Genomic DNA, 19,958 nt, shown 5'->3' on the forward strand with positions numbered 1-19,958 from the left:
GTCCCCCGCGAACCCAACCCGCCCCACCTCTGACAGCTTCCCGGTGACGGATCGAAGAGCATTTGTTGTCGGGACGGAATGTGAAGGAGGGACGCGGCTTTGCCGCGTCCCTCTTTGGTTTTTTGGATTCTGCAGGGCCGGGCAAGCGCAGCGCGCGAGCCGCTGTTGCCTTTGATTTTCTTCTTCCATTCCGTGGCGGACCCCGCAGGAAACTGTCAGGGGCCGGGCGGGTGGGCTGCGCGGGGGACGCTGCAAGTACGTCCCTGTAAGCTTGGCCGCCGCATCCATGCGGCGGACACCCCCGCGCAGCCCACCCGCCCGGCCAGGCACGGCTTTTTGCCTTCACGCGACCAAGCACCCGCCACGAGGGGCTCCGCCGTTGGCCGGACACCCCGCGACAAACCACCGCACGTGCGCAATCCCAACGAACGTCGGACAATGGACGCCTTGGCGGCACGCCGCGCCGCCCTCCCGCTTTCCGCTGCAAGGATTCCCCCATGGCCGCCCGCAAGTCCTCCGCCCCGCTCATCGAAGTCACCGCCCGTCCCGGCCAGCCGCTGGGCATGTCCCCGGCCGTGTTCCTGCGCGATTTCTGGCAGAAGCGTCCGCTGCTGATCCGCAACGCCTTCGCTGATTTCCAGTCTCCGGTGCAGCCGGAAGACCTGGCCGGGCTGGCCTGCGAAGAAGGCGTGATGGCACGCCTGATCGAGCACGACAAGCGCCAGGACGGCTGGCGCGTACGTACCGGCCCGTTCCAGGAAGACGTATTCCCCGCCCTGCCCGACCACGACTGGACCCTGCTGGTGCAGGACGTGGACAAGTGGGACCCGGACGTGCGCGCGCTGATCGAGCACTTCCGCTTCCTCCCGCGCTGGCGCATGGACGACGTCATGATCAGCTTCGCCGCCACCGGCGGCTCGGTCGGTGCCCACGTCGACCAGTACGACGTGTTCCTGCTGCAGGCCCAAGGCCATCGTCGCTGGCAGATCGACGCCAGCGAGTCGATCAAGGGCCGGCGCCCGCCGCTGGGGTTCCGTCCGGACGTGGAACTGAAGCTGCTGGAGGTGTTCAAGCCCACCCACGACTGGGTGCTGGCGCCGGGCGACATGCTGTACCTGCCGCCGAACGTGCCGCACCATGGCGTCGCCGAAGACCCCTGCCTGACGTTCTCCTTCGGCATGCGCGCGCCGTCCTCGGCCGAACTCATCAGTGACTACCTGGACACCCTGATCGCCGATGCCGACGAGAACATCCGCTACCAGGACCCCGACCTGAAGCTGCCGGCCGATCCGAACGAGATCGACACGGTGGCGATGGCACGGGTGATCACCGCCCTCAACGCCATCCGCATGAACGACCCGGACAAGCTGGGCGACTGGTTCGGCCGCTTCATCACCACCTACCGCGCCGCCGGCGAAGTGATGGCCCACCAGGCCGCGCCGGAACAGGAAGAGGTGGTCGCCGCCCTGCAGTCCGGCCTTCTGCTGCAACGCCACCCCTGGGCCCGCCTGGCCTGGCGGCGGGCCAAGCGGGGCGCCAGCCTGTACGTCAGCGGCCAGGACTTCGCGCTGCCGGTGAAGGATGCGCAGCGCCTGGCCGGTGCCGAGCAGCTCGACGCGGCCGCCTATCGCGGACTGTCGGACAAGGGCCGCGCGGTGGTCCAGCAGCTGCTGGTCGGCGGCGTGTTCCAGCTGATCGACCCCAGCGAGCTGTATGGCGCCGACGACGAGGGCGAGGATGAAGGCGTCCTCGGTGAGGTGGTCGAAGGCCGCGACCAGGTGGAGGTGATCGATGACGACGCCGTGTCCGACGATGTCCACGTGGTGACCGTGCATGACGATGGCATCGAGGTCATCGTCAACTTCGAAGACGACGAAGAAGACGACAGCGACGCCGGTCGCGCCTGAGTCATGCCCTCGATCCGCGTCCATCAGGTAGGTCATGCCGATGCGCATGGCGCCATCCACGCTGTGCGCCAGCAGGTGTTCGTGCAGGAGCAGGGCATTGCCAGCGAACTGGAGCGCGACGCGATGGACCCGGTCAGCGCCCATGTACTGGCGCTGGATGCCGACGGCACGCCGGTCGGCACTGGTCGGCTCACACCTGATGGTCGCGTCGGCCGCATGGCGGTGCTGGCGAGCCACCGCAGCCAGGGCATCGGTGAAGCCCTGCTCGAGGCCCTGGTCGAGTCCGGCCATGGCCTCGGCCTGGCCGAGCTGCATCTGCACGCACAGCTGCCCGCCCGCGACTTCTACGCGCGGCAGGGCTTCCTGCCTGAGGGCGAGGTCTTCGAGGAGGCCGGCCTGGGGCACCAGCAGATGCGCCGCCGGCTGGACGCGGCCAGCGCGATCAACAGCCACGCCGAGGCCGTGGCCGCCACCACCGCCCTCCTCCACCGTGCCCGTCGCCAGGTATGGCTGCACAGCCACCTGCTGGACCCGGGCCTGCTCGATGCCGGCCCGGTACAGGCCGCCCTGCGCCGCTTCGCCAGTGCCCGCCACGACAAGCAGCTGCGGGCGATCGTGCATGACGCGGCAGCCATTGGCCGTGCCGGCGCGCCGCTGCTGGCGATGGCACAGCGGCTGCCCAGCGTGATCCTGTTCCGCGAGGTGGCCGATCCGGTCGACCGGGCACTGGCGTCCGCCTGCCTGATCAATGACAGGGGCGACTTCTACTTTCGTCTGATCGGCCATCGCCTCGACGGCGAGGCCGGCATCGCGCTGCCGGCACGTTCGCGGCAGTTCGAGCAGCAATTGCAGCGCGTCTGGGACCGTTCGCGCGATTGCAGCGAACTACGCGCGCTTGGCCTCTGAGCGCGACGGTCGGGTTCAACCTGTCTGGAAGCGGCACCGGGGGACGCACGATGGCCTCCGCGATGCCCCTTCGTGTCCGGATGGGGGTACAATTTGGCTGTTTGAACGCGCCTGCGCAGGGCTATTCATCTTCCTGCCGGGTCCTTCTTAAGCCATACCCCACAAAGCGAATCAACACCCTCCATCGTGGACAATCTACTGAAGCAGTTTGCGCAATCTTCGCAACTCGCCGGCGGCAACGCCTCCTATGTCGAGGACCTGTACGAGCAGTACCTCGTCTCCCCGGACAGTGTCGATCCCAAATGGAAGACCTACTTCGACGGCTTCAAGGGCCGCGAAGCAGGTGACATTCCGCACTCGGCCGTCATTTCCCACATCGCGGACGCGGCCAAGGATGCGCTGAAGGCCGGCACCGGCGCAGGTGCGGGCGACGAGCGTGAGCGCAATGTCGGTCGTCTGATCACCGCCTACCGTTCGCGCGGCCACCTGGACGCCCGCCTGGACCCGCTGGGCCTGGCTGCGCCGGTCAATACGCCGGACCTGGGCCTGCCGTTCCACAGCCTGTCCGATGCCGACCTCAACAGCGAGTTCAGCACCGGTGGCGTCGGCGGCCAGCCTCGCATGAAGCTGCGCGATCTGCTGGCGCGCCTTAAGGCGACCTACACCGGTTCGATCGGTGCGGAGTTCATGCACATCGCCGAGGTCGAGCAGCGCCAGTGGATCTACAAGAAGCTGGAACTGGCCGGCGGCAACTACCAGCTGGACGCTGACACCCAGCGCCGCACCCTGGAGCGCCTGACCGCGGCCGAAGGCCTGGAGCGCTACCTGCACACCAAGTACGTCGGCCAGAAGCGCTTCTCGCTGGAAGGCGGCGATGCGCTGATCCCGATGATGGACACCATCATCCGCAGCGCCGGCAAGGACGGCGTCAAGGACGTGGTGATCGGCATGGCCCACCGCGGCCGCCTGAACGTGCTGGTCAACACCCTGGGCAAGAACCCGCGCAAGCTGTTCGACGAGTTCGAAGGCAAGTTCGAGCACGACGAGCACGCCTCGGCCGGCGACGTGAAGTACCACATGGGCTTCTCCGCCGACGTGGCCACCGAGGGTGGCCCGGTCCACCTGGCGCTGGCGTTCAACCCGTCGCACCTTGAAATCGCCGACCCGGTCGTGGCCGGTTCCGTGCGTTCGCGCCAGGAGCGCCGCAAGGACACCGCCCGCAAGCAGGTCATGCCGATCCTGATCCACGGCGACGCGGCCTTCTCCGGCCAGGGCGTGGTCATGGAACTGTTCCAGATGTCGCAGGCCCGCGGCTTCGCCGTCGGCGGCACCGTGCACATCGTGGTCAACAACCAGGTCGGCTTCACCACCTCCAATCCGCTGGATACGCGCTCCACGCGCTATGCCACCGACGTGGCGAAGATGATTGCCGCGCCGGTGCTGCACGTGAACGGAGATGACCCGGAAGCGGTGGTGTTCGCCGCGCAGCTGGCGTTCGAGTTCCGCCAGAAGTTCGCCAAGGACGTGGTCATCGACCTGATGTGCTACCGCCGTTGGGGCCACAACGAGGCCGACGAGCCGGCGATCACCCAGCCGCTGATGTACCAGGTGATCCGCAAGCACCCGACCACCCGCGAGATGTATGCCGAGCAGCTGGAAAAGGCGGGCGTGATCGCCGCCGGCGCCGGCAAGGCGATGGTCGATGCCTACCGCGAGAAGCTGGACGCCGGCGAAGTGACCACCGAACTGGCCAAGGTCGAGAAGACTCCGCCGAGCAGCCCGCTGTTCGTTGATTGGCCGAAGCTGCTGGAAGGCAAGCTGTCCGACCCGGTCTCGACCAAGGTCGAGAAGAACAAGCTGGTCGAGCTGGCCAAGCTGATCAACACCATCCCGGACGAAGTGCAGCTGCACTCGCGCGTGGCCAAGGTCTACGACGACCGCCGCAAGATGGCCGCTGGCGAGATTCCGGGCGACTGGGGCTTTGCCGAAAACCTGGCCTACGCCACCCTGCTGGACGAAGGCCATGCACTGCGCCTGGTCGGCCAGGACGTCGGCCGCGGTACGTTCACGCACCGCCATGCGATCCTGCACGACCAGAAGACCGACAACTACTACATGCCGCTGCGGCAGCTGGTGGATTCGCCGGAGAAGGCCACCGTCATCGATTCGCTGCTGAGCGAAGAAGCCGTGATGGCCTACGAGTACGGCTTCTCCACCACCGATCCGAACACGCTGTGCATCTGGGAAGGCCAGTTCGGCGACTTCGCCAACGGCGCCCAGGTGGTGATCGATCAGTTCATCGCCGCCGGTGAAGCCAAGTGGGGCCGCATTTCCGGCCTGACCCTGCTGCTGCCGCATGGCTATGAAGGGCAAGGCCCGGAACACAGCTCGGCGCGCCTGGAGCGCTTCCTGCAGCTGTGCGCGCTGGAGAACATGCTGGTGGTCGTGCCGTCGACCCCGGCCCAGGCCTTCCACATGCTGCGTCGCCAGCTGCACATGACCACCCGCAAGCCGCTGGTGGTGATGTCGCCGAAGTCGCTGCTGCGCCACAAGCTGGCGGTGTCGACCCTGGACGAGCTGGCCAATGGCGAGTTCCAGCACCTGATCGGCGATGCCAATGCCGACGCCAAGAAGGTCAAGCGCGTGGTGCTGTGCTCGGGCAAGGTCTACTACGACCTGCTGGAAGACCAGACCAAGCGTGGCCAGGACGACGTGGCGATCATCCGCGTGGAGCAGCTGTATCCGTTCCCGCGTGCGCTGCTGGCTGCCGAACTGAAGAAGTATGGCAAGGCCACCGACGTGGTGTGGACGCAGGAAGAACCGCAGAACCAGGGCGCGTGGTACCAGATCCGCCACCACCTGCAGTTCTGCCTGGCCGAGGGCCAGAACCTGCATTACGCCGGTCGCGCACGTTCGGCGTCGCCGGCTGCCGGTCACATGGCTGACCATGTCCGCGAGCAGCAGCAGCTGATTGCCGACGCACTGGTCAACCCGTTCAACGACCAGGTCGCTGAATAACTCTCCTCCCCCTTATTTAGAAGACAAACCAGGAAGCTCCCGCATGGCCACCGAAGTCAAAGCCCCGGTACTGCCCGAATCCGTCGCCGACGGCACCATCGCCACCTGGCACAAGAAGGTGGGCGACGCCGTCAAGCGCGACGAAAACCTGCTTGACCTGGAAACCGACAAGGTCGTCCTGGAAGTGCCGTCGCCGGTCGATGGCGTGCTGAAGGAGATCAAGTTCGACGTGGGCGCCACCGTGACCTCCAGCCAGGTCGTGGCGATCATCGAGGAAGGCGCCGTGGCGGCTGCCCCGGCTCCGGCCGCTGAAGAGAAGAAGGCCGATGCCCCGGCTCCGGCCGCAGCCGCTGCTCCGGCTCCCGCCGCGGCTCCGGCCCCGGCAGCCAAGTCGGCCGCCGATGCGCTGCCGCCGGGTGCCCGCTTCACCGCCATCACCGAGGGCGTGAACCCGGCCGACGTGGACGGCACCGGCCGTCGCGGCGCGGTGACCAAGGAAGACATCGTCAACTTCGCCCGCAATGGCGGCGCCGGCAAGGCCGGTGGCGCACGTCCGGAAGAACGCGTGCCGATGACCCGCATCCGCAAGCGCATCGCCGAACGCCTGATGGAGTCCAAGAACTCCACCGCCATGCTGACCACCTTCAACGAAGTCGACCTGTCCAAGGTGTCGGCCGCGCGCAAGGAACTGCAGGACGAGTTCGTCAAGGCCCACGGCATCAAGCTGGGCTTCATGAGCTTCTTCGTGAAGGCCGCCGCCAACGCGCTGCAGCGCTTCCCGCTGGTCAACGCGTCGATCGATGGTGACGACATCATCTACCACGGCTACTCGGACATCTCCATCGCCGTGTCGACCGAGAAGGGCCTGGTGACCCCGGTGCTGCGCAACGTCGAGCGCATGTCGTTCGCCGACATCGAGAAGACCATCGCCGACTACGCCAAGAAGGCCCGTGACGGCAAGCTGAGCCTGGAAGAACTGCAGGGCGGCACCTTCACCGTGACCAACGGCGGCACCTTCGGCTCGCTGCTGTCCACGCCGATCATCAACCCGCCGCAGAGCGCCATCCTGGGCATGCACGCCATCAAGGAGCGTCCGATCGCCCAGAACGGCCAGGTCGTGATCGCGCCGATGATGTACCTGGCGCTGTCCTACGACCACCGCATCATCGACGGCAAGGACTCGGTGCAGTTCCTGGTGGACATCAAGAACCAGCTGGAAAACCCGGGCCGCATGCTGTTCGGCCTGTAAGACCTCCCGCCCTCTTCCGCGCCCGCGCGGAAGGGGGTTCCGGTAAAGCATCAAGGACTAATTCAATGGCTGAACAATTCGACGTCGTCGTCATCGGTGCGGGCCCGGCCGGTTACCACGCTGCCATCCGCGCGGCCCAGCTGGGCCTGAAGACCGCCTGCATCGACGCAGCGCTGGGCAAGGATGGCAAGCCGGCGCTGGGCGGCACCTGCCTGCGCGTGGGCTGCATCCCGTCCAAGGCGCTGCTGGATTCCTCGCGCCAGTTCTGGAACATGAGCCACATCTTTGGCGACCACGGCATCAGCTTCAAGGACGCCAAGATGGACGTCGAGGCGATGGTTGGCCGCAAGGACAAGATCGTCAAGCAGTTCACCGGCGGCATCGCCATGCTGTTCAAGGCCAACAAGGTCGCCACCTACTACGGCTTCGGCGAACTGCAGCCGGGCAACGTGGTCAAGGTGAAGCAGCACGACGGCTCGGAAGTCGAGCTGAAGGGCACCAACGTCATCATCGCCGCCGGTTCGGATTCGATCGAACTGCCGTTCGCCAAGTTCGACGGCGAGACCATCGTCGACAACGTCGGCGGCCTGGACTTCACCGAAGTGCCGAACCGCCTGGCGGTGATCGGCGCCGGCGTGATCGGTCTGGAGCTGGGCAGCGTGTGGAAGCGCCTGGGTGCTGAAGTCACCATCCTCGAGGCGCTGCCGGAGTTTCTGGCCGTCGCCGACGCCGAAGTCGCCAAGACCGCGGCCAAGGAATTCAAGAAGCAGGGCCTGGACATCCGCCTGGGCGCCAAGGTCTCCAAGACCGAGATCACCGGCAAGGGCAAGAAGAAGGAAGTCGTTGTCACCTACACTGACAGCGAAGGCGAGAAGACCCTGACCGTGGACAAGCTGCTGGTGGCCGTCGGCCGTCGCGCTGCGACCAAGGGCCTGCTGGCCGAAGGCACCGGCGTGAAGGTCAACGAGCGTGGCCAGATCGAAGTCGATGCGCATTGCCACACCGGCGTCGATGGCGTCTGGGCGGTGGGCGACTGCGTGCGCGGCCCGATGCTGGCGCACAAGGGCTTCGAGGAAGGCATCGCCGTGGCCGAACTGATCGCCGGCCTGCCGGGTCACGTCAACTTCGACACGATTCCCTGGGTGATCTACACCGAGCCGGAACTGGCCTGGGTGGGCAAGACGGAAGCACAGCTGAAGGCCGAAGGCATTCCGTACAAGGCCGGCAGCTTCCCGTTCGCTGCCAACGGCCGTGCCGTGGCAATGATCGAGCCGGCAGGTTTCGTGAAGATCCTGGCCCATGCCGAGACCGATCGCATCCTCGGCATGCACCTGGTCGGCGCCAACGTGTCCGAGCTGGTGCACGAAGGCGTGCTGACCATGGAGTTCAGCGGTTCGGCCGATGATCTGGCCCGTATCTGCCACGCCCACCCGTCGCTGTCGGAAGTGGTCCACGACGCGGCGATGGCGGTCAGCAAGCGCGCCATCCACAAGGCCAATTGATCGGCCCGGTGGCATGACAGGAAAACCCCGCCTCGGCGGGGTTTTTTTGATTGGCCTTCTGATGTGGAGCCGAGCATGGGCCCGGCGCTACACCTTTCCAGCAGGCGGCTCCGGTGCATCGTCACAGATGCGATGCTGCACCACGGTTTCACCCACCTTCCATTCCTTCACCACCCTGCAGCGTTCCTTGGGCCTGTCAGGCTTGGCGAGCTTGGCCGCCGCAGCATCCGCTTCGTCGGCAGCGGCGGTCTGCTGGCGTTCCAGCCAGGCTGATGGCGGTGTCGCGGGCGTGGCAGGGGCCGGCGCCGCGAGCGCCAATGCCAGTACCGCGATGGCCGGCGTCATCACGCAGCCACCGGACCGCGGCCGCCACCCAGCAGGCGTGCCGGCAGCATGAACAGCGCGCGCAGGAACGCGAACAGCGCCGAGAACGTGATGCCGACCAGGCGGAACGGCAGGCTCAGCAGCCACACGAACGGCCAGGCGATCAGGGCAAGGATCGCCAACGGCCAGCACAGCACGAACAGCAGGCACCACACGCCCAGCGCGAACAGGGTCTTCATCACGGTCTCCTTGCAGCGGCCCCTTGCCGCCTGCGACCACAGTGCCGCCCTGCCCCGGAGGGAGCAAACGGTTTGCGACGAAACCCGGCAGGGCGCGATGAAACCCGGAACGCAGCCGCTATACCTGCACCGCCCCCGGGCGGCCGTGGGCGACCTGGAAACGCGCGGCGGTCCGCACCGCGGCATCGGTACGCAGCACGCTGTCGGCCAAGCGCAGTTCCGCATCCACGGCCTGCCGGTTGAGCTGCAGCTTCCACCAGCCACGGCGGTCGCCGTCGAAATAGCGGATGTGCGGATTCAGGGGAATCGACGGTCCGTAGTAAGGGCCATACGGTGTGTCGTCTCCGCCACTGCTGATGGCGGGGGCGATGAACTCCGTGGCCACCACGGGAGCATCGGCCGCATCGAAATCCAGCTTCAGATCGTTGACGAAAGTGGAATGCCAGTCGCCTCCCAGCACGATCGCATTGCCCTGCCCGCCCGCCTGCAGCGCCTGCAGCAACCGGTTGCGCGCGGCAGGATACCCATCCCAGGCATCGTTCCAGAACCGCTCGCGCGGGGTGCCGCCGTCCAGCCGCAGCTGCGCCATCAGCAGCTGCTGCACCACCACATTCCAGCGCGTGCCCCGTGCGGCCGCCATCGACTGCGCGAACCACGCCTCCTGGCCGGACCCGAGCATGCTCATGCGCGGGTCCAGTGCCGCCTCGCAGCGCGGTGACTCGCCCACACCGCAGGGGTTGGCCGGACGGAACTGGCGGCAGTCGAGCAGGCTCAGCTGCGCAAGGTCGCCGTAGCGCAGGCGCCGGTGCACCCGCAGGCCACCATTGCCGGCCGGAGTGCTGCGCATGGGCAGGTGCTCGTAGAAGGCGCGATAGGCAGCGGCCCGCCGGGCGATGAAGTCCTCCACCGGAACGCTGTCCTTTTCAGGATGGACGCCGGAATAGTCGTTCTGCACCTCATGGTCATCCCAGATCACCGCAAAGGCGTGCGCCGCGTGCGCTGCCTGCAGGTCCGGATCGAGCTTGTACAGCGCGTACTGGTCGCGATAACGCTGCAGACTGACGGTCTCGCCGCTGAATCGCTCCGCATCCAGTGTGCGGCCGCGTGCGTTCTGCAGTGGACTGTACTCGTACAGATAGTCGCCGGCATGCAGCACCAGGTCGACATCGCTCCGCGCGATATCACGCAGTACCGGGTAGTAGCCGCTGTTCCAGGCCTGGCAGGTGCACAGGGCCAGGCGCAGCTGCTGCAGCTGCGCGTCCGGCAGCGGCGCGGTGCGGAAGTGGCCGACCGTGCTTTCCTCATCACCGTCGCAGGCAAAACGGTAGTAATAGTCACGGCCGGGACGAAGGCCATTGATCTCCACGTGCACCGAATGCGCCAGCTCGGGCACCGCTGCGGCGACGCCACGCTGCACCGGACGGCGCATGCCGGGATCTTCAGCCACGAACCAGCGCACCGGCACCGCCCGCGACGGCATGCCACCGCCGTTGAGCGGATCGGGGGCGAGCCGTGTCCACAGCACCGCCCCCTGCGGATCCGGATCGCCAGCGGCGACGCCGAGGGTGAACGGATCGCGGCCCAGACGCGGCCGTGGGCCTGCCGCAGCCAGCCCCGGCATCGCCGCCAGTGCGATCGCCGCCCCCGTACCCTGCCACGCCATGCGCAGCAGGCGACGACGGTGCTCCGGATCCATGGGCCGCTGCATCAGAAGCGCACGGTCGCCGTCGCCATCACCTGCCGCGGCGCACCCACCTGCATGGTCGTCAGGCTGCGCGTGGGATCTGCGGGATAGGTGCCGTTGGTGTTGATCGAAGACAGGTAACGCTTGTCCGCCAGGTTGGTCAGGTTCACTGCCACTGTCAGGTTCTGCGCGGGCCCCAGGGAGCCGAAATCGTAAGCCACCGAGGCGTTGACCAGCCAGTAACTGGGAACCGACAGGTCATTGGTATAGGTCACGTAACGCTTGCCGACATGGTTGGCGGACAGGCGCATGTCCCACGGGCCCGGCGTCCAGGCCAGGGTGCTGGCGAACATCCATTCCGGCGTATCCACGGTCTTCCTGCCGCGGGTCGGTACCACCCCGTTGTTGACGTAGTCGTCGTCGTAGGTGCTGTCGTTCCACGACAGCGCGTTGGACCAGGTGACGTCCTGCACCGGCTTCAGCTGCAGGGTCGCCTCGGCACCGCGGCTGGTCACCGAACCGACGTTGGAGAACAACGCAGGGCAGCCGAGGATGCCCACGCACTGGGCGATGGCAAGCAGGCGGTTGTCGAACTTCACGTCGTACACCGCGACCGACGCCTCATACCCCTGCCCGTAGCCGCGCCAGCCCAGTTCGATCGTGCGCGACTGCTCCGGCTTGAGGTTGCGTGCACTGGCATCGAAGGCCTGCTGCGGCACGTTGAACGGACTGCCCACGCCCAGCGCATAGGCGGCGATGTTCCTGGCGAACGAACCGAAGATTTCATTGCCTTCGTTGAGCTTGAAATTGAAGCCGGCCTGCGGCAGCAGTCCCTTGCTGGAGGTCAGGCTGCTGTTGTTGGCATAGCTGCCCAGCGGCGTGCGGACGCGGGTGCGGGTGTGCGGCGACTTCGCGCCGATATCCACCGTCAGGCGGTCGTCGAACAGGCGGAAGCGGTCCTGCACATAGAACTGGCGGGTGATGGTGGTGTAGAGCTGGCGCCACACGCGCTGGTCCGGATTGCGCAGGAAGAAGTCGTCGGTGATCGGGCCATCGATGTAGTAGAAGTTGCGCTGCACGCTGTGCCCGTTGTCCTCGTACCACAGGCCGGCTTCCAGCTCGTGCCCGCCGACGTTCCAGGTGAACGCGGAGGTCACGCCTGTACGGTCGATCGCGTACTCGGTGGTGCGGATCGAGATCGGGATCTCGCGCGCGGTGCCCGGATTGGAGGGATTGGACGGACTGAACCAGTGGCCCTGCCCGCGGTTGCTGTGATTGTAGACATTGACCTTCAGGCGCATCGCTTCGTTGAGGCCGAAGTCGCCGGCGACGCTGGAGATATCGTCGTTGCGCAGGCCATGACCGGAGTAGTACGCATCCCAGGGGCTGTTGACGCCGCCACTGAACTGCCCGCGTGCCGCGGCCAGCGCGCGGTCCCAGTCCGGCGCGTAGTTGTCCCAGGTCCAGCCGAGGCGGTCGATCATCTCCAGCGACAGATCCTGGTAGTCCGCCTCGACCCGGCGTGATGCGTTGAACAGCGCGGTGATCCTGCTGTCCACGCCGAAGTTGTAAACGGCCTTGCCGTTGAACTGCTTGAGCTCCTGCGAGCCCTTCCCCTTCCACTTGTCGCCTTCGGAGTACACGCCGGACAGGTACGCGGCAAACCCCTGGTGCTCGCCGGTCTCCAGGCGGGCATAGCTGCGCCGCGCGTTGTCGCTGCCGAAGCCCTGCGCCAGCACCACGCCGTACTCGGTGGAAGGATCGATCGAATAGAACTGGAACACGCCCCCCAGGTTGCTGGTGGACGGCGTCCCCAGCGCGCCGATGCCGGTGGAGACTTCCGCACCGCCCAGGTTCTCGCTGATGACCGCGCGGCTGACATGAAGGCCGTTGCTGTTGCCGTAGCTCATGTTGCCCAGCGGAATGCCGTCCAGCGTGTAGCCAAGCCGGTTCTGGTTGAAGCCGCGCAGGCTGATGCTGGTCGACCACTCGTAGGCACCGGTGGCGTCACCCGACTCGAAATGCACGCCCGGCTTGCTGGCCAGCAGCTTGAGCGGATTCGCGCCCGGCGGCAGCACCTTCATGTCCTCGGCGGTGACACGCTGCACCTGGCGCGCTTCGCCGCGGCCGATCACCGAGATCGAATCGAGGGTGGTCGCCGACTGTGCATCGGAGGTGGGGGCGGTTTCAGCGGCCGCCAGCGACGGCAGCGAGGCACAGACCAGCAGAGCCAGCAGATTGCGGCGGAGCGGAGCGTGGGACGGCATGGGAGGCGGATTCCTTGGACGCGCTGGACGCCAGCGACGGGCGTCGGAAGTGGGAGGACAGCGGCGGCATGGTAGGAAGGCCCAGTTACATGTCAGTTACACGTCATGTGACCATCGCCCGGCAAGGTACGCGCCTTGCGCGCGCACCAACGCAAAGAGCCGGGCACGCGCCCGGCTCTTGCAGAACAGAAGGAGATCGCCGGCCCGCGGCCGGCAGCCCTACTCGAACGAACCGACCGAATCGTGGGCCAGATTGTCGAAACGCGTGTACTCGCCGAAGAACTTCAGTTTGCACGAACCGGTCGGGCCGCCACGGTGCTTGCCGATGATGATTTCGGCCAGGCCCTTGTCCGGTGAGTTTTCCTTGTTGTAGTAGTCGTCGCGGTAGATGAACACGATCATGTCCGCGTCCTGCTCGATGGCGCCCGATTCACGCAGGTCAGCCATCACCGGGCGCTTGTCGGTACGCGTTTCCAGCGAGCGGTTGAGCTGGGAAAGTGCGATCACCGGCACGTTCAGCTCCTTGGCCAAGCCCTTCAGCGAACGCGAGATCTCCGAGATTTCTGTCGCGCGGTTCTCGCTGTTGCCGGGCACGCTCATCAGCTGCAGGTAATCGATCACGATCAGGCCCAGGTCGTGCTCGCGCTTGAGGCGGCGGCACTTGGAGCGCAGCACTTCCGGCGATACGCCCGGCGTGTCGTCGATGAAGATCTTGGTTTCCTTCAGCATCTTGATCGCGCTGGTGACGCGGCTCCAGTCCTCATCTTCCAGCTGGCCGGTACGCAGGCGCTGCGCGTTGATCCGGCCATTGGAGGAGATCAGTCGCATCGCCAGCTGTGATGCGGACATTTCCATCGAGAACACCGCCACGCCCTTCTTCGACTTGATCGCCGCATACTCGGCGATGTTCAGCGCGAAGGTGGTCTTGCCCATCGCCGGGCGCGCGGCCAGGATGATCAGGTCGGTCGGCTGCAGGCCGGCCGTCATCGCGTCGAAATCGTTGTAGCCGGTTGGCAGGCCGGTGATGTTGCCACCGTTCTCGAAGCGGTTGCGCAGTTCCTCGAAGGCATCCTTCAGCGCGCCGGGCATGGCGACGAAATCCGTACGCCCGCGTGCGCCCTGCTCGGCAATGGCGAACACGCTCTTTTCCGCCGACGCCAGCAGCTCGCTGCTGTCGCGGCCTTCCGGCTGGAAACCATCGTTGACGATGTCGGTACCGACCTGGATCAGCTGCCGCAGCACCGCCTTGTCACGTACGATCTCGGCGTAGGCCGCGATGTTCGCCGCCGACGGCGTGGTGCTGGCCAGTTCGATCAGATAAGCGCCATCCCCTACCAGCTCCAGCTTGCCCTGCGATTCGAACCATTCGCCCAGCGTCACCGCATCGAAGGGTCGGTCACGCTCGGACAGCTCTCGGATCGCGCGGTAGATCATCTGATGATCGCGGCGATAGAAGTCGGTCTCGGTCAGCTGGTCGTTGACCCGGTCGAACGCTTCGGGTGCCAGCATCAGGCCACCCAGCACCGCCTGCTCGGCCTCCACCGAATGCGGTGGCACCCGCAGCTGGTCGATGCGCGAATCATCGCGTTCGAAGCCATCACCGCGGTCTCTGCGGTTGGAACGGAAGCCGGGACGGGCGGACATGCGGCGGTGTTTCCTGCAAAAGTGGGGCCAGACGAGTGTAGGCATGCGCCGACCCTGGCGGCCATGGACAAGCCTGTGGATAAGCCGTGGGAGAACGGGGGATATCCGCCGGAGCCTGGCCAGAATGGCGCGGAGGCGTCGCACTGCCTGCGACGGGCGCCCGTGCGACGCCCGAGTGCGTCATTATCGCAGATCAGCCGGCCAGGGTCGGATTCCGTGCAGCGTACGGGCTCTGGCCCGCTCAGCTGCAAGTGGGGTCAGAGCCCGCCGCTGCGCGCCGGGATCCGACCCCGGATGTGGCTGGGGTCGGATCCCTCTGCAACGCAGAGGGCTCTGACCCCATACGTCTCAATCGCCCTTCACGTGCACCGCGATCAGCGCCAGGAACCGGTCCACATACCCCTGCAGGAATTCCCGCGTGGCGTCGTTGTGGATCGTACCGTCGGCGTCGATCAGGCCGTCCTTGAAATGGATGAACGCCTCCGGCTGGCCGAGCACATGCATGTCGAGGAAGGCCAGGCTGTTGCGCAGGTGCTGCTGGGCCACCGCGGTGCCGATCTGGCCGATGGACGCACCGATCACCGCAGCGGGCTTGCCTGCGAATGCGCTGTCGCCATAGGGGCGCGAGCCGATGTCGATGGCGTTCTTCAGCACGCCCGGCACCGAACGGTTGTATTCGGGTGTCACGAACAGCACGGCGTCGGCGGCACGCACCTGCTCCTTCAGGCGGACACACGATGGCGGGTAATCGGCGTCGAAATCCTGGTCATACAGGGGAAGGTCGCGGATCTGCACGTACTGGAACCGGGCCCGGTCGCCGGCAAGCTTTTCCAGCGCATGGGCCAGCCGGCGGTTGCAGGACTCCCGGCGCAGGCTTCCAACGAACACGGCGATGGCGGGAACGGACATCGGACGGACTCCTCTTGGTGCGGGAAACCCAGCCTATTCGCCGCACCCTTTCCAGGCAGTGAAGGTCAGCCGCCGACGCTGGCCCGGACCTGGCGCCAGTGGGCCTGCCATGCCTGGAACATCAGCACGTTCCACAGATGCGTGTGCCACTTGCGCTGGCCGCCAAGGAACTGCTGCCACAGCGGCTGCACCGCGGCCGCCGACAGCACGCCTTCGCGTTCCAGCCGCGAAGGCTGCAGCAGATCGTCGGCCCACGGCCGCAGGTCGCCCTTCAGCCAGTCGCTGACAGGCGCACCGAAACCACGCTTGGGCCGGTGCACCATCGCGTGCGGGACGTATCGGCCCAGCACGCGCTTGAGCAGGACCTTGCTGGTCGTTTCACTGCGCTTGAAGCCCAGCGGCAGCGACCAGGCGAACTGGGCCACCCGCCAGTCCAGCAACGGCGCACGCGCCTCCAGGCTGACCGCCATCGAAGTGCGGTCGACCTTGCACAGCAGGTCATCAGGCAGGTAGGTCACGAAATCGGCCAGCATCATCGCGTCTGCCGGCGTGCCCGCGCCGTGCAGCGGATCGGCCAGGTCATAGAAGCTGCCAGCCGGCTGCGCACCGGGCACCACCGCCGCCGGGTCACGCCAGCGCGAAATGCGGTTGCGGTACACATCGCCGATGCCGCGGGCGCCGGTTTCGGCCAGCAGCGCCGCCAGGCCTCCCGTGCGCGATGCCTCGCCCTGCTGCTGCGCGCGGGCACCCATCCAGCGCCGCAGCGGGCCCGGCACGCGACCCAGCATCTGCCAGTTGCGCAGCGCGCGCACGTAGCGGGTGTAGCCGAAGAACAGCTCATCGCCACCATCGCCGGACAAGGCCACGGTCACCCCCTGCCTTGCCAGCCGGGCCACCAGCGCGGTCGGCACCTGCGAGGCATCGGCAAAAGGCTCGTCGAACATCGTCGGCAACTGCGGCACCACCGCCAGTGCGTCGGCCCCGCTGACGTAGAGCTCGGTGTGGTCGCAGCCCAGATGCGCGGCCAGTTCCCTGGCCAGCGGTGCCTCATCGTGGCTTGAATCCTGGAAGCCGATGCTGAAGCTGTGCACCGGCTGCCTGCTCTGCGCCTGCATCAGCGCCGCCACCAGCGACGAATCGGTCCCCCCGGACAGGAACACGCCGACGGGCACGTCCGCGACCATGCGCAACGCCACGGCGTCGCGCAGCAGGGCATCAAGCTGCTCCTCGGCCTCCTCGATGCGGCCCTGGAAGGGTGCGGCCAGTGCGGCCTGCATGCGCGCACGCGCGTCCCAGTACGGACGCTGCGCCTGCTCCGGCCGGTGCGCGCCGGCTCCGGCGGCAACCATCGCCGCATCCACCCGCAGCACCCGGCCGGGCATCAGCTTGTAGCAGCGCTGATGGATGCTGTGCGGCGCCGGGATGTAATCCAGCCGCAACAGCAGCGTCAACGCATCCCGATCGATATCGTTGTCGAACGCTGGATGCTGCCACAGTGCCTTCAGCTCGGAACCGAACACCAGCGCGTCACCGGCCCAGCCGTAGTACAGCGGCTTCTTGCCGACCCGGTCGCGGGCCAGCCAGAGGCACTGCTCGCTGCGGTCCCACAGAGCGATGGCGAACATGCCGTTGCAGCGCTGCAGGGTGTCTTCCAGGCCCCACTGCAGGATCGCAGCCAGCAGCACCTCGGTATCGGAGTGGCCACGGAACGCATGGCCCAGCGGCTCCAGTTCGGCGCGCAGGGCCGCGAAGTTGTAGACCTCGCCGTTGTAGGCCATCACATAGCGGCCGTCGGACGATGCCATCGGCTGGTGGCCCAGCGGGGACAGATCGAGGATGCTCAGCCGGCGGTGCGCCAGTGCGATCCCGGCAGCGGCATCGACCCAGGTGCCACCATCATCCGGCCCGCGATGGTGCAGCGCCTGGCCCATGGCCAGGGCCTGTGCCTGCAGTTCCTCGGCCGGCACCATCGGTGCCGGCAACAGCATTCCCGCCAATCCACACATGCATCAGGGTTCCTGCGCCAGGTCGAGGGCGGCGCCAATCACCGCATTGTCGCTTGGAAGGCCGAACATTGCTGCCCCCGCCAGCGGCGTATAGGTATCGGCGCCGCAGACCCGGCGCAGCGGCAGGTGACCGAAGCCGGCCTCGACCAGGGCCGTGACCACCCCCTCGCCCACGCCACCGCTGTGACGCCCCTCGTCCAGCACCAGCACGCGCCGCGCCGTGGCCGCCTGGGTGGCAATGAATCCGCCGTCCAGCGGCACCAGCCAGCGCAGGTCAACCACCCTCACCTGCCACCCGAGCTGCTGGTCGATCACCCGCGCGGCACGCAGCGCCATCGGCACGCCATTGCCATAGGTGTAGATCACCAGATCCTGCGCCTCGGGGGCATACACCCGGCCCTCCCCCGGCAGCAGCGCCTGGCCCTGTTGCGGGTAGTCGAACAGCCACTGGCCGTCACCCGGCTCGTGCAGGTCCTTGCTCATGTACAGCGCGATCGGCTCCAGGAACACCGCCACGCGGCCATCCACCCGGGCCAGTGCCGCCAACGTGCGCAGCATCATCACGGCATCGTCGCCACGCGAGGGACAGCCCACCACCAGGCCGGGAATGTCGCGCAGGGCCGTGATCGAATTGTCATTGTGGAAATGGCCACCGAATCCCTTCTGGTAGCCCAGCCCTGCCACCCGCACCAGCATCGGGTTCCGGAACTGGTCATTGGAGAAGAACTGCAGCGAACACGCCTCGCCACGTATCTGGTCGATGGCATTGTGCAGGTAGGCCAGGTACTGGATCTCGGGGATCGGCAGCATGCCCATGTTGGCCAGCCCCTGCGCCATGCCCAGGATCATGGTCTCGTCCAGCAGCGTGTTGAACACCCGACGCGGGCCGAAACGACGCAGCAGGTCGCGGGTCAAGGTGTACACGCCTCCCTTCTGCGCCACATCCTCGCCGAACAACAGGCTTTGCGGATACTTGCACAGCAGTTCCTGCAGTCCGTGATTGATCTGGATGGCCAGATGACGCGGCGGTTGTCGCTCCGGCAATGCGTCGGCGCCGCCATACAGCGACAGTCGCGCCTCGTCCGCGACCGCGCGCCGGGCCTCGGCGTGCACCGCTGCAGGTGTATAGGGCGCCAGCGGTGCCATCACCTGCTCAAGGGACTGCAGCTTCGGCTGGCGCTCGGCATCGGCGGCGGCCGCCATGCAGCGCGCACGCATCGCTTCATAGGCCGCCTCGACGGCCGCGGCATCCATCCAGCCCGACTCCATCGCGATCTGCGCCGAGCGCAGCAGCGGATCCTGCGCCTCCGCCGCACACAGCTCCGGCAACGCGCGCCACTCCACCTCGAAATCGGTACCGGCATGCCCCATCAGCCGCGTGGTACGCAGGTGCAGGAAGGTCAGCCTGCGGGTTGCCCGGCAATGCTCGACCGCGGCCTGCACCTGCGCATGGCCGCTGGCCAGATCCAGCCCATCAGCGAAGAAGTAGTCCAGTCCCGGCTGGCCGCCAAAGCGCTCGGCGATCCATCCTTCTGGTGTTTTCACCGAAATGCCCAGGCCATTGTCCTCGCAGACGAACAGGATGGGCGCCGGCAGTTTCTGGTAGGCCGACCACATGGCGGTGTTGAACGCCGTCTGTGCGGTGGCGTGATTGGCCGAGGCGTCGCCGAAGGAACAGACCACGATGCTGTCGGCCGGAATCGGCAACGGCTGGCCCAGGCGCTTGCCGCTCTCGATGGCCAACGCAGTGCCCAGCGCCTTGGGCAGGTGCGAGGCGATCGTCGAGGTCTGTGGCAACACCCACAGCGGCCGGCTGCCCCACACCTTGTGCCGGCCTCCGCTGGCAGGATCGTCGGCGCTGGCGGCGAACGACAGTGCCGCGTCGCGCACTGGATCCATGCCCGGCACCTGCCGCGCGCGCTCGGCCATGAAGGCGCCGGAGCGGTAGTGCAGGAACGCAGGATCGGTGTGCCGGCAGGCCCGCGCCAACAGCGCATTGCCCTCGTGTCCGGACGAGCCGATGGTGTAGAAGACCTTGTTCTGCACGCGCAGCACGCGTGCCATCAGGTCCAGCTGGCGGCTGGCCAGCTGCGAATCGAACAGGTCGGCAAAGGCCGCCGCGCTGAGCGTGCTGCCTGGCAGGATCGGCGCGTGCGGCGCGGGCCGTGGCCGTGGCGTGCCCCGCCAGCCGCGCACCGCCTCCAGGAAATTGACGTCGCACACTTCGGCGCGGTTGAGCCCGCGCATGCGCGCGGGAATGGGATCTGGAACCACAGCGAACATCGAACACCCTCCGTGTCGTT

Annotated in this window: 13 protein-coding genes; 5 read left to right on the top strand and 8 right to left on the bottom strand. The window is 66.8% G+C overall.

Annotated features, from left to right (window positions below; genetic code table 11):
• Positions 1 to 497: 497 nt before the first annotated feature.
• The 5 genes from N5J29_RS06195 (at position 498) to lpdA (ending at position 8,582) form a co-directional block, all read left to right on the top strand.
• Positions 498 to 1,907: a cupin domain-containing protein gene (locus N5J29_RS06195; RefSeq protein ID WP_164152646.1), complete on the top strand. Its 1,410-nt coding sequence runs from the start codon at positions 498 to 500 to the stop codon at positions 1,905 to 1,907.
• A gap of 3 nt (positions 1,908 to 1,910) precedes the next feature.
• Positions 1,911 to 2,813: a GNAT family N-acetyltransferase gene (locus N5J29_RS06200; protein ID WP_164152648.1), complete on the top strand. Its 903-nt coding sequence runs from the start codon at positions 1,911 to 1,913 to the stop codon at positions 2,811 to 2,813.
• Positions 2,814 to 2,999: 186 nt separating this feature from the next.
• On the top strand, positions 3,000 to 5,831 hold the full coding sequence (locus tag N5J29_RS06205) for a 2-oxoglutarate dehydrogenase E1 component (RefSeq protein WP_053515372.1): 2,832 nt from the start codon (positions 3,000 to 3,002) through the stop codon (positions 5,829 to 5,831).
• 43 nt (positions 5,832 to 5,874) lie between these two features.
• The gene (sucB, locus tag N5J29_RS06210) at positions 5,875 to 7,080 is read left to right on the top strand and encodes a dihydrolipoyllysine-residue succinyltransferase (protein WP_065175459.1); all 1,206 of its coding nucleotides are present in this window, start codon (positions 5,875 to 5,877) and stop codon (positions 7,078 to 7,080) included.
• 65 nt (positions 7,081 to 7,145) lie between these two features.
• Positions 7,146 to 8,582, top strand: coding sequence for a dihydrolipoyl dehydrogenase (lpdA, locus tag N5J29_RS06215; protein ID WP_053515369.1), 1,437 nt, complete (start codon positions 7,146 to 7,148; stop codon positions 8,580 to 8,582).
• Between the two features lie 87 nt (positions 8,583 to 8,669).
• Here the strand turns inward: lpdA and N5J29_RS06220 are convergent, their stop codons facing one another.
• From N5J29_RS06220 to N5J29_RS06255, 8 genes are all read right to left on the bottom strand, one after another.
• Positions 8,670 to 8,927, bottom strand: a complete 258-nt coding sequence (locus N5J29_RS06220; protein ID WP_164152650.1) for a hypothetical protein — start codon at positions 8,925 to 8,927, stop codon at positions 8,670 to 8,672.
• The gene (locus N5J29_RS06225; protein ID WP_053515365.1) at positions 8,927 to 9,145 is read right to left on the bottom strand and encodes a hypothetical protein; all 219 of its coding nucleotides are present in this window, start codon (positions 9,143 to 9,145) and stop codon (positions 8,927 to 8,929) included. The genes N5J29_RS06220 and N5J29_RS06225 overlap by 1 nt, the downstream gene beginning before the upstream one ends.
• A 118-nt stretch (positions 9,146 to 9,263) precedes the next feature.
• Positions 9,264 to 10,853 carry an alkaline phosphatase D family protein gene (locus N5J29_RS06230; protein WP_164152652.1) on the bottom strand — a complete coding sequence of 530 codons (1,590 nt, stop codon included), beginning with the start codon at positions 10,851 to 10,853 and terminating at the stop codon, positions 9,264 to 9,266.
• Positions 10,853 to 13,096 (bottom strand): TonB-dependent receptor, encoded by a 2,244-nt coding sequence (locus tag N5J29_RS06235; RefSeq protein ID WP_164152653.1) that lies wholly within the window; start codon positions 13,094 to 13,096, stop codon positions 10,853 to 10,855. The genes N5J29_RS06230 and N5J29_RS06235 overlap by 1 nt, the downstream gene beginning before the upstream one ends.
• Before the next feature lie 219 nt (positions 13,097 to 13,315).
• Positions 13,316 to 14,740 carry a replicative DNA helicase gene (locus N5J29_RS06240; protein ID WP_053515359.1) on the bottom strand — a complete coding sequence of 475 codons (1,425 nt, stop codon included), beginning with the start codon at positions 14,738 to 14,740 and terminating at the stop codon, positions 13,316 to 13,318.
• A gap of 348 nt (positions 14,741 to 15,088) precedes the next feature.
• Entirely contained in the window at positions 15,089 to 15,649 is a 561-nt protein-coding gene (locus tag N5J29_RS06245; RefSeq protein WP_065175465.1) for an NAD(P)H-dependent oxidoreductase, read from the bottom strand.
• 65 nt (positions 15,650 to 15,714) lie between these two features.
• On the bottom strand, positions 15,715 to 17,655 hold the full coding sequence (gene asnB, locus N5J29_RS06250; protein WP_164152655.1) for an asparagine synthase (glutamine-hydrolyzing): 1,941 nt from the start codon (positions 17,653 to 17,655) through the stop codon (positions 15,715 to 15,717).
• 3 nt (positions 17,656 to 17,658) lie between these two features.
• The gene (locus N5J29_RS06255) at positions 17,659 to 19,938 is read right to left on the bottom strand and encodes a thiamine pyrophosphate-dependent enzyme (RefSeq protein WP_164152657.1); all 2,280 of its coding nucleotides are present in this window, start codon (positions 19,936 to 19,938) and stop codon (positions 17,659 to 17,661) included.
• Positions 19,939 to 19,958: the final 20 nt, after the last annotated feature.

Origin of the sequence: Stenotrophomonas sp. GD03680 (assembly GCF_029844625.1) — a bacterium.
Lineage (GTDB): Bacteria > Pseudomonadota > Gammaproteobacteria > Xanthomonadales > Xanthomonadaceae > Stenotrophomonas > Stenotrophomonas maltophilia_P.